Consider the following 11,345-nt stretch of genomic DNA (forward strand, 5'->3'; position numbering starts at 1 on the left):
CCGACCCGCCCGGCGGGGGGGGCCGGCCCCCCCCCCGTTGATTTGCCCGGTGGCCGGGCCCGGGTTCCCGCCCGGCACCGGGGCGCTGTCCCCCGCCCCCTGCGGTTTCTGGGGGGGGCCCGCCACCGGGCCGGGGGTCTTCCCCCGGCCCGACTCACATGTTGATCATGTGTCCGGCCAGCCCGTGCACCGCTTCCTTGACCGCCTCGCCGAGCGTGGGGTGCGCGTGGACGTTGCGGGCCACCTCATGGACGGTCAGGTCCCACTGCTGGGCCAGGGTCAGTTCGGGGAGGAGTTCGGTGACATCGGGTCCGATGAGATGGCCGCCGATCAGTTCGCCGTACTTCGCGTCACTGATCAGCTTGACGAAGCCGGTGGCGTCGCCCAGTCCGTGCGCCTTGCCGTTCGCGGTGAACGGGAACTTGGCCACCTTCACGTCGTACCCCAACTCCCTTGCCTGCGCCTCGGTGTAGCCGAAGCTGGCGATCTGGGGCCGGCAGTAGGTGGCACGGGGGATCATCGCGTAGTCGAGTTCCATCGTCTCCGCGCCCGCGAGGGTCTCGGCTGCGATGACGCCCATCGACTCGGCGGCGTGCGCGAGCATCAGCTTCGCCGTGACGTCGCCGATCGCGTAGATGTGCGGAGCGGAGGTGCGGCAGTGGCCGTCGACCTCGATCGCGCCGCGCTCGGTCAGCCGGACGCCGGTGTTCTCCAGTCCGTATCCGGTGACGTTCGGGGCGAAGCCGATGGCCTGCAACACCTTGTCGGCTTCGAGGATCTGCTGCCGGCCGTCCTTGCCGGTCACGGTGACGCGCACCTGCGGCCCGGACTCGTCGATCGACTCGACGCGGGTGGAGGTCATCACATCGATGCCCAGCCTGCGGTACTGCCTGGCCAGCTCCTTGGAGATCTCCTCGTCCTCCAACGGGGCGATCCTGTCGAGGAATTCGACGACGGTGACCTTGACGCCGTAGTTGTGGAGCACGTAGGCGAACTCGATGCCGATCGCGCCCGCGCCAGCGATGACGATCGACTCCGGCAGGTCCGAGGTGAGGATCTGCTCCTCGTAGGTCACCACGCGCTCGCTGCGGGAGGTGCCGGGCAGCAGTCGCGGAGTGGCGCCGGTGGCGATGATGCAGTGGTCGAAGGTGAGCGTCTGCTCGGTGCCGTCGGACTGCGCCACCCGCAGCGTGTGCGCGTCGACGAAGGTGCCCCGGCCGTCGAACTCCGCGATCTTGTTCTTCTTCATCAGATAGTGGACGCCCTTGACCCGGCCGTCCGCGACAGTGCGGCTGCGCCGGAACGCCTCGCCGTAGTCGAAGGAGACCGTGCCGTCGACCTTGATGCCGAAGGTCTCCGCCTCGTGCTGGAACACATGCGCCAGCTCGGCGTTGCGCAGCAGCGCCTTGGTCGGGATGCAGCCCACGTTCAGGCACACTCCGCCCCAGTACTTCTCCTCGACGACCGCGACCCGCTTCCCCAGCTGGGCGGCTCGGACGGCGGCGACATAGCCGCCCGGCCCGGAGCCGAGGACGACGACGTCGAAGTGCGCGTTCTGCGCGTCCATGGAACGTTCCCTTCTTGCCACGCCTCGCGGCGCGGGGACACCGACGATCGGGCTCGTGATCCTCACGTTCGAGGAATGGAAGCACCCTTGTTACCAACCGGTTGCGGCGCGGGAAGATTCCCTCCGTATCTCCGGCCCGGCAGAGCGGCGGCAGATCGACAGAAGCCGCAAGTTTCCCGTGGCGAGGCGAACCATTCGAACCTGCTTGCGCGTATAGCACAATGCAGCTGTTGGAAGGCCAGGGAAGCGGCGGGCTGATGAGCCTCGTCGCCTCCCACAACACGGGGGAACGGGCGGGGGCCATCGGGCCGGTCGGGCACGTACGGCATCGTGTGTCCGCGGCCGGCCGGTGATCACCGCTCCGCGACGCCGGACGCCGGGGGGCGGCTCGCTGTCGAGCGCGTCACACGGGGCCGGGGAACTGCTGCGCGAGGGCGACATCGGCGATCGCCCCTGCCGCCGCACAAGGAGAGGGAGAGCCGTCCGGATGCACAACAAGGAGGCTGTACAGGTGCCACCGGACCAGGAACGGAAGGTCGCGGGCCGCTACCTTCTGCTGTCGCGCCTCGGCGAGGGCGGTATGGGAACGGTGTGGCGTGCTCGCGACGAGTCGCTGCACCGCGACGTCGCCGTCAAGGAGGTGCGTGCCCCCGCCGGGCTGTCCGCCGCGCACATCGAGCGGATGTACACCCGGCTGGAACGCGAGGCCTGGGCCGCCGCCCGCATCCCCAACCGCAACGTGGTGACCGTGTACGACGTGGCCACCGACGACGGCCGCCCCTGGATCGTGATGGAACTCGTGCGCGGGCGCTCACTGGGAGACCTGCTGCGCGCCGAGGGGCCACTGGCCCCGAAGCGGGCGGCGCGGATCGGCGCCGAGATCCTGTCCGCCCTGCGCGCCGCGCACGGCGAGGGGGTGCTGCACCGCGATGTGAAACCCGCCAACGTACTGCTCGGCGACGACGGCAGCGTCGTACTCACCGACTTCGGCATCGCGATGGTCGAGGGCGAATCCTCGCTGACCATGACCGGCGAGGTCGTGGGCTCCCCCGAGTACCTTCCGCCCGAGCGCGCCCTCGGCCGCGCTCCCGGTCCCGAGTCCGACCTGTGGTCGCTGGGCGTCCTCCTCTACGCGGCCGTGGAGGGCCTCTCCCCCTTCCGTCAGAACACCCCGCTGAGCACCCTGCGCGCGATCGTCGACGACGAACTCCCGGCACCGCGCCGGGCCGGACCCCTCACTCCGGTCATCGAAGGACTGCTGCGCAAGGAGCCCGCCGAGCGCATGAGCGCCGAGCAGGCCGAGCGGGAGCTGCGGTTGATCGCGGCGGGTGACGCGGGCCGGACGGCTCCGGCAGCCCCGGCGGTCGGGGCGGCCGCGGAGGGAGCGCCCACGAGCGCCGACGGCGAAGCCCCGACGGCCGACTCCCTGGAAGGCCCGACGGCGGCTGAGACCCGCACTGCCCGCACTGTTGGGGACGCGCAGACAGTAGGGGACGCACCGACGGTGGGCGGCGGCGCAACGGTGGGTGAGGCTACGGCGGTTGGGGACGCCGCGGGTGAGGCTACGGCGGTCGCGGACGCGGCGGCTGAGGCTACGGCGGTTACGGACGCGGCGGCCGGGGACGCGGCGCGCACCTCGACCGGGACACCGCATACTCGACCTGCTCGGTCCGCTGTCACCTCTGGGTCTCCTCAGCCGGCGCAGTCCGCACCGACCCCCTCCGCGACGGCGCCGCATCGACCTGCGGCCGCCGAGGTGTCCGCCGCCACCGCACCGCACGGTGTCTTCGGCCCCCCACTCCCCTTCGAGCCCACGCCGCCCGATGTCCCGCGCAAGCGCCGCCGGACCGCGGCCGTGGTCGCCGCCGCGGTGGCGTGCGCCCTCCTCGTCGCCGGGCTGAGCTACGCGCTGATCGATCACGGTCACGACGAGGACGGGAAGAACAAGGCGAACACGGGCGCGACGCCCGGCGCGGCTTCGTCGCCGAGTCGGGCCGGGCAGGACGCCTCCGCCTCGCAGCAGGTGCGCGCGACGGTGACGGGCGTGAACACGACCTACGTGGGCGCGTGTTCACCGCCGGCGGATCAGGCCCCCACCTTCACGGCGACGTTCGCCGTCGACCAGGTGCCGGCCACGATCACCTATCGGTGGGTGTCCAAGGACGATTCGGTGGTCGACCGCGAGTGGCGCACCCTCACCTTCCCGGCCGGCGGGGACCGTACGGGCCAGAACGTCGTACAGCTGACGGCGTACTCCAGGGCCGGAACCTTCACCAGCGAGATCGGCGTGGAGGTCAAGGGTCCCCCCGGGGCGACCTCGAACACGGTCCCGTTCTCGATCACCTGCCAGTAGATCGCCAACTCCCCGGCGGAAAAGGGGACTTCCCCTTTTCCGCCGGGCTGACACCATGGACGGTGCGGCAGGAGACCAGCCGCTCCGGCTCAGTGGTCCACGATCGGCTGAACCGCCCCAGGACACGACTACGGGTGTGTCCCGGGGCGGTTCACCCTCACACGGGAACGGCCGCGACCTGCGGCCCGTCCTCGTATCCGTCGTTGTTCTCGAGTGCCGTTCACAAGGAGTACGCAGGTGCCGTCGATCATCGTGGGACGTACGGGTCCCTTCACCGGTCAGAGTGTGGTTCTGGACGGTGCACCGCTGACCATCGGCCGTAAGGGCGACAACGGCATCGTGCTGGTGAGCGTCAACGCCTCTCGCCTGCACGCCGAGATCGTCACCGAGGACGCCGGGTTCGTCCTGTACGACCGGGACAGCCGCAACGGCACGTACGTCAACGACGAACGCGTCACGCGGCATGTGCTGCGTCCCAACGACTGCATACGCATCGGCGACGAGACCTTCCTCTACGAGGCGCAGGACGCGATGGAGACGGTCATGGACCTCTCCCTGCTCAACTCCCCGCGCATCGAGCCGAGCCCCGCCGCCGGCACCCTGCGGGTCACGGTCACCGGTGGCGGGCCGGTCGGCCTCGCCTTCGCCCTGGCGCTGGAGGAGCAGCTCCGGGGACGTGTACAGATCACCGTGTACGAGGCCCGGTGGCGCAAGGAAGGCTCCACGATCGTCTGGAAGGACGAACGGCACAGCAACGTCCGGCGCCAGCAGGTCGTGACCGTGCAGAGCCGGCAGTATCTGGCGCTGTCCGAGGAGGTCCGCTCGGCGCTGTTCGACAACACGGACGGCTACTCGGAGATGTGGCCCGTGGGACCGGACTCGGTGGACGGCCGTCCACCGCGCAACATCCGCATCGCCTACGTCGAGGACCAGTTGCTGGAGCTGGCCAACAGACGCGCGGGCATCAGGCTGGTCCCCCAGCGTTTCGACGTGGAGGAGCAGCAGAACCGGCTCGCCCAGGACCACGTCCTCGTCATCGCCGAAGGCGGACGTTCCCGCACCCGCGAGCACTTCGCCGACCGCTTCGGAGCGGCCGACGCCTCGATCTACTCCCTCGACGGCGAGCATCTGCGGGATGTCGTGCTGGGGCTGCGGGTCAAGTCGACGCTGCCGGACCCGATGAGCGTGCTGCTCACGGTGTCCCAGAACCGCTTCCTGCTCAACTCGCTGCGCGGCGAGGGCTTCCTGAACATGCGGCTCACCCGCGAGGAGGCCGAGGACGTGATCGGCATCGACCCGGTCCGCAAGGTCTTCGAGGAGTGCATCGCCGCCCGGCCCTGCGTCATGACCCGCGGCGAGCACCACGAATTCGTCTGTCCCACGCACGGAACCCTGTTCCTGCCGGCCCTGCTCCAGGGTTCACCGCTGTGGAAGCGGATCCTGGAGGGGCTGAAGATGTTCGGGGTGCCCGAGAAGGACCTGTCGGCGGTCACCTCGTTCCGTCTGGACATGGTGCAGCGCCCGCGCTTCACGGCCCAGCTCAGCCGGCCCACGGCGAAGACCCCGGGAACCTTCGGCTTCCTGCTGGGCGACGCGGCGAACGCCATTCACTTCTGGCCCGGCCGCGGCCTCAACAGCGGCCTGGCGTCGGCCACTTCACTCGCCCGCTCCCTCAGCCGCGTCTGGCAGGACCGGCCGCTGCGCGACGCCGACTTCATCCGGCACGAGGCGGCGATGTCGATGCTTCAGTACCGGCACAAGTCCCGGGCCTGGAACGCGATGGTGGCCACCGACGACGAGGGCGTCACCCGCGCCATCAAGGACATCGTCGCCCGCAGCATGGGTCCGGCCGACGGCTCCGTGCAACGCCCCGACCTCGACCTGCTCTTCGACCGCATGGTCGCCATCCGTGAGCGGCTGTCGTCGCGCCTGCCGGGCATGCCGTCCGACGAGGTGCTGCGCGCCCACCTCTCCACGCTGGCCCCTGAGACGCTGCGCACGCTCCAGGAGAGCGGGGCGTGGGACACGCTGATCGTGAGCGGGGAGGAGGCGGACATCGACATCTTCTACCAGTCGGAGGTCCCGGTCTTCGTCCCCCGCCCACCCGACCCCCGCACGGACGTCCCGCCGCACGTGCCACAGGAGGCGGCGTTCCTGAACCCTCACAACGCGGGGCCGGCGGTCGCGTCGTCGTGAGGCACGGATCCTGACACCGAGGCGATCGGTTCGCGAGCTCGACCCGTTCCTCAGGGACGTCGGGTCGAGCGCGCCGAATCAGTCGGCAACCCGCCGCTCAGGCGCCCTTCCCCACGGGCTCCAGCACCGCCACGCACTCCACGTGATGCGTCATCGGAAACAGGTCGAACGCCCTCAGCGTCCGCACCCGGTACCCGTTCTCCGCGAAGTACGAGATGTCCCGGGCCAGCGCCGCCGGGTCGCATGCCACGTACGCGATCTTGCGCGCTCCCAGGCCCGCCAGGTGCTTCACCGTCTGCTTGCCCGCCCCCGCGCGCGGCGGGTCGAGCACGATCAGGTCCACCTCGGTGATCTGCGTGCGCGGCAGCACCTGGTCGACCTTGCCCTGTTCGATGCGGACGCGCTCGAAGTTCTGCAGGTTGTGACGTGCGTCCTCGACCGCGCGCTTGCTCGACTCGATGCCGAGCACCGCGCCCTTGTCGCCCACCCGGTCGGCGAGTGCGCCCGCGAACAGGCCGACGCCGCAGTACAGGTCGAGCGCCATGTCCCCCTTGCGCGGGAGCAGGCCCTGCATGACGGCCTTCATCAGGGTGTCCGCGGCCTGCGGGTGGACCTGCCAGAAGCCGCCGTTGCCGACGCGGTAGGTGCGGTCGTCGGCCCGCTCGCGGACGAACGCGCGGCCGTGCACCCGGTGCACTCCGCCGTCGCGCTCATCCACGCGCAGCACCGAGACCGGCTTGTCCAGCTCGACCAGCGGCAGCCGGCCGCCCGGCTTCGGGGTCAGGATGACCTGACGGTCGTGGGAGCCGGTGGCCGCGATCGCCTCGACCGTGGACATCTGGGCCCAGTCCTGCTTCTCGATGCCCAGCTCTGTGACGCCCGGGGCCGCGATCATGCAGTGGTCGATCGGCTGGACGTCGTGCGAGCGGTGCTTGCGCAGACCCGCGCGGCCTTCCGTGTCGATCGCGTACTGCACGCGCGTGCGCCAGGCCGGCACCTCGCCCTGCGGCAGCTTGTCGCCCTCGGCCGGCATGACCGTGCCGTCCCAGCCGGCCTCCTCGGGAGTGAGACCCGCGAGCCGCTGGAGCTGCTCGGCGATCACCTCGCCCTTGAGCCGGCGCTGGGCACCCGGCTTGGCGTGCTGCCAGTCGCAGCCGCCGCAGTTCCCCGGGCCGGAGTACGGGCACGGCGCCTCGATGCGGTCCTTGGAGGCGTCGATGATCCGTACGGCGTCGGCGCGCAGGAAGCGGGAGTCCTCCTCGCCCTCGGTGATCCGGGCGACGACCTTCTCGCCGGGCAGCGTGTGCCGGACGAACAGCACCCGCCCCTCCTCGGTGCGGGCGATGCAGTGGCCCCCGTGCGCGACCGGTCCGACCTCGACCTCGTACTCTTCCCCGACCAGCGAAGACTCAGGTGCGTTCTGCATGGCGGGGTGACTCCAGGGATCAAAGGAAAACGGCCGGACAACAACCCACCACTGTACGTGGGTCCCGACCGGCCGCTTGCCATGAACGTCTCAGCGTGGGATCAGCCCTTGCCGGTCGGCTCCTTCGGCCGCTGATCCACGGGACCGCGGCGCACCGAACCGGGCGCGTTCCAGTCCTGGCGCTTGCGGGCCCGCTTCTTCGCCGCCTCCGAGGACTCCAGCTGGTACGGCACCGAGGTGACCATCACACCGGGCGTGAACAGTAGCCGGCCCTTGAGCCGCAGGGCGCTCTGGTTGTGCAGCAGGTGCTCGTACCAGTGGCCGACCACGTACTCGGGGATGACGACGCTCACGACGTCGCGCGGGCTCTCGCGGCGCAGTCCCTTCACGTACTCGATGATCGGCCGGGTGATCTCGCGGTACGGGGAGTCGAGGATCTTCAGCGGCACGTTGATGCCCCGCCGGTCCCACTCCTCGCGCAGTGACTTCGTCTCGGCCGTGTCCACGCTGATGCTGAGCGCCTCGAGCTTGTCGACCCGCATCAGCTTGGCGTACGAGAGAGCTCGCAGGGTGGGCTTGTGAAGCTTGGAGACGAGCACGATGGCGTGCACCCGGGAGGGCCGTGCGGTGTCGTCGCTGGGCTCGTCCGGTGCCGCGATCTCCTCGGAGACCCGGTCGTAGTGCTTACGGATCGCGCTCATCGTGCCGTAGAAGATCACCATGCCCAGCAGGGCCACCCACGCGCCGTGGGTGAACTTGGTGGCGAGCACGACCACGAGCACCAGACCGGTGAAGAAGGCGCCGAAGGTGTTGATCGCCCGGGAGCGGATCATGTGGCGGCGCTTGGCGGCGTTCTTCTCGGTCCGCAGATGGCGGTTCCAGTGCCGGACCATGCCGGTCTGGCTGAGCGTGAAGGACACGAAGACGCCGACGATGTAGAGCTGGATCAGCTTGGTGGAGTCGGCTCCGTAGATCCCGACGAGCAGGATGGCCGCGCCGGCCAGCAGCACGATGCCGTTGGAGAAGGCGAGCCGGTCGCCGCGGGTGTGCAGCTGCCGGGGCAGGTAGCGGTCCTGCGCGAGGATCGAGCCCAGCAGCGGGAAGCCGTTGTACGCGGTGTTCGCGGCCAGGAACAGGACGAGCGCGGTGGCCGCGGCGAGAACGATGAAGAAGAACGTCCCGTCGCCGAAGACGGCGGCCGCCACCTGGGAGATCACCGGGTTCTGGACGTAGCTCTCTCCGACGGGGGTGCCGTCGCGGAGCAGGTCGTGCGCGGGCTGCTCGGCCATCTTCACGTCGGTGGCCATGGCCAGGCCGATGATGCCGCAGAACATGGTGACGGCCAGGGCGCCCATGAGGGCCAGCGTGGTGGCGGCGTTCTTGCTCTTGGGCTTGCGGAAGGCCGGGACGCCGTTGCTGATCGCCTCGACGCCGGTCAGTGCGGCACAGCCGGAGGAGAACGCCCGCAGCAGCAGGAACACCAGGGCGAACCCGGCGAGCCCCTGGTGCTCGGGCTTGATCTCGAAGTCCGCCGTCGGGGCCCTCATGGTGTCGTCGAGGACGAGGCCCCTGAACGCACCCCAGGCGATCATGATGAACACGCCGGCGACGAAGACGTACGTCGGGATCGCGAAGAGCTTGCCCGACTCCTTCACGCCGCGCAGGTTCATCACCGTGAGCAGCACGATTATCCCGACCGCGCAGAAGACCTTGTGCTCGACGACGAAGGGGATCGCCGAGCCGAGGTTCTCCACGCCGGAGGAGATGGAGACGGCGACGGTGAGGACGTAGTCGACGAGCAGCGCGCTGGCGACGGTGAGACCGGCCTTCGGGCCGAGGTTCGTGTTGGCGACCTCGTAGTCGCCGCCGCCGCTCGGGTACGCGTGGACGTTCTGCCGGTAGGAGGCGACCACCGTGAACATCAGGACCACGACGGCCAGGGCGATCCACGGGCTGAAGTGGTAGGCCGACACGCCCGCGATGGAGAGCACGAGCAGGACTTCACCGGGTGCGTAAGCCACCGAGGACAGCGGGTCGGAGGCGAACACGGGAAGCGCGATGCGCTTGGGGAGAAACGTCTCCCCCAGCTTGTCGCTGCGCAGGGCCCTTCCGATGAGGATCCGTTTGGGAATGTCGGTCAGTTTGGACACGCAGAGGATCGTATGCGGTCGATATGAACGGCGCCCACCCACCACCCCCGTCGCCCGGGATTCTTCGCCCCCGGCCTCGCGAGGGTCCCCGCGCCGACCGCGCGTGTGTAGCTTGGGCCACGGTCTGAGACCCTGTTAAGCCTGAGTAAGGCCCTTTGGAGAACTGACAGCCGGAAGGACGGGCGTGCACATCGTCATCATGGGATGCGGGCGAGTGGGATCCGCTCTCGCGCAGACCCTGGAGCAGCGGGGGCACACGGTCGCCGTCGTCGACCAGGACCCCACGGCCTTCCGCCGCCTGGGCTCGGGGTTCGGTGGCCGTCGCGTCACCGGAGTCGGGTTCGACCAGGACACCCTGCGCGAGGCGGGGATCGAGGAAGCCGGCGCGTTCGCAGCCGTCAGCAGCGGCGACAACTCCAACATCATCGCGGCGCGGGTGGCGCGCGAGATGTTCGGCATCGAGAACGTCGCCGCCCGTATCTACGACCCGCGCCGAGCCGAGGTCTACCAGCGTCTCGGCATTCCGACCGTCGCCACGGTCCGCTGGACGGCCGACCAGATGCTGCGGCGGCTGCTGCCGTCGGGGGCGGAACCCCTGTGGCGCGACCCGAGCGGTGGGGTCCAGCTCGCGGAGGTGCACACCTCCGCCGCCTGGATCGGGCACAAGGTCAGCACCCTCCAGGAGGAGACCGGCGTACGGGTCGCCTTCCTCACCCGGCTCGGGGAGGCGGAACTGCCGACGTCGCAGACCGTGCTCCAGGAAGGCGACCTCGTCCACGTGATGATGCGCACGGACGAGATCGAGAAGGTCGAAGCGGCGTTCGCCGAAGGCCCTGAGGGGGGCGGTCACTGATGCGCGTCGCAATCGCGGGCGCCGGCGCGGTGGGCCGTTCCATCGCGGGCGAGCTGCTGGAGAACGGGCACGAGGTCCTCCTCGTCGACAAGGCACCGACCGCCATCTCGGTGGAGCGGGTGCCGCAGGCCGAGTGGCTGCTGGCCGACGCGTGCGAGATCACCTCGCTCGACGAGGCAGCGCTCCAGCGGTGCAACGTCGTGATCGCCGCGACCGGTGACGACAAGGTCAATCTGGTCGTCTCGCTGCTGGCGAAGACCGAGTACGGGGTGCCGAGGGTGGTGGCCCGGGTCAACAACCCGAAGAACGAGTGGCTCTTCAACGAGTCCTGGGGTGTCGACGTCGCGGTCTCCACACCGCGCCTGATGTCGGCGCTGGTGGAGGAGGCGGTGAGCGTCGGTGATCTCGTCCGGCTGCTCCGCTTCAGCCACGGCGACGCGAACCTCGTGGAGCTCACTCTCCCGCCGGAGTCCGCGCTGGCGGGTACCTCGGTCGGCGATGTGGCCTGGCCGGAGGACACGTCCCTGGTCACGATCATCCGCGGCTCGCGCGTGCTCACGCCCAGCACGGAGGAGACGCTGGAGGCGGGTGACGAGCTGCTGTTCGTGGCGGCCCAGGCCCGCGAGGAGCAACTGGAGGACCTGCTCTCGGTCCGCCGGGAGACCTCCTGACCGTCCGACGGCACAGCACGACCAGAGGGGCGCCGGGCCCGAAGGGGCGGGGGCCCACCGGGGGTGAGAACAACGCGCGGGGGCCCCAGGGGGAAACCCCGCGCAGACCCCCCGCCCCCAAGCGCGACA

At 70.0% G+C, this 11,345-nt stretch carries 7 protein-coding genes; 4 read left to right on the forward strand and 3 right to left on the reverse strand.

The annotated features are described in order from the left end of the window. Window positions 1–154 precede the first annotated feature (154 nt). Window positions 155–1,567, reverse strand: coding sequence for a dihydrolipoyl dehydrogenase (gene lpdA / locus ACFWU3_RS35895; protein WP_384445740.1), 1,413 nt, complete (start codon window positions 1,565–1,567; stop codon window positions 155–157). A gap of 487 nt (window positions 1,568–2,054) precedes the next feature. Between lpdA and ACFWU3_RS35900 the strand changes: the two genes are divergently transcribed. Both ACFWU3_RS35900 and ACFWU3_RS35905 read left to right on the forward strand, forming a co-directional pair. Further along, window positions 2,055–3,920, forward strand: coding sequence for a serine/threonine-protein kinase (locus ACFWU3_RS35900; RefSeq protein ID WP_384445742.1), 1,866 nt, complete (start codon window positions 2,055–2,057; stop codon window positions 3,918–3,920). Window positions 3,921–4,157: 237 nt separating this feature from the next. Further along, complete coding sequence (locus ACFWU3_RS35905) at window positions 4,158–6,116, forward strand: FHA domain-containing protein (protein WP_384445744.1); 1,959 nt, start codon at window positions 4,158–4,160, stop codon at window positions 6,114–6,116. Between the two features lie 97 nt (window positions 6,117–6,213). Here the strand turns inward: ACFWU3_RS35905 and ACFWU3_RS35910 are convergent, their stop codons facing one another. Both ACFWU3_RS35910 and ACFWU3_RS35915 read right to left on the reverse strand, forming a co-directional pair. Continuing rightward, window positions 6,214–7,542, reverse strand: coding sequence for a class I SAM-dependent RNA methyltransferase (locus ACFWU3_RS35910; protein WP_384445746.1), 1,329 nt, complete (start codon window positions 7,540–7,542; stop codon window positions 6,214–6,216). Between the two features lie 101 nt (window positions 7,543–7,643). Continuing rightward, a complete protein-coding gene (locus ACFWU3_RS35915) occupies window positions 7,644–9,692 on the reverse strand; it encodes an APC family permease (protein WP_384445748.1) in 2,049 nt (682 codons plus the stop codon). Between the two features lie 184 nt (window positions 9,693–9,876). Between ACFWU3_RS35915 and ACFWU3_RS35920 the strand changes: the two genes are divergently transcribed. Beyond that, window positions 9,877–10,545 carry a TrkA family potassium uptake protein gene (locus ACFWU3_RS35920; protein ID WP_313943622.1) on the forward strand — a complete coding sequence of 223 codons (669 nt, stop codon included), beginning with the start codon at window positions 9,877–9,879 and terminating at the stop codon, window positions 10,543–10,545. Next, entirely contained in the window at window positions 10,545–11,216 is a 672-nt protein-coding gene (locus ACFWU3_RS35925; RefSeq protein ID WP_327679386.1) for a TrkA family potassium uptake protein, read from the forward strand. Before ACFWU3_RS35920 ends, ACFWU3_RS35925 begins: the two co-directional genes overlap by 1 nt. The last annotated feature ends 129 nt before the right edge of the window (window positions 11,217–11,345 follow it).

It is taken from the genome of Streptomyces sp. NPDC058685, from assembly GCF_042714725.1.
Taxonomy (GTDB): Bacteria; Actinomycetota; Actinomycetes; order Streptomycetales; family Streptomycetaceae; genus Streptomyces.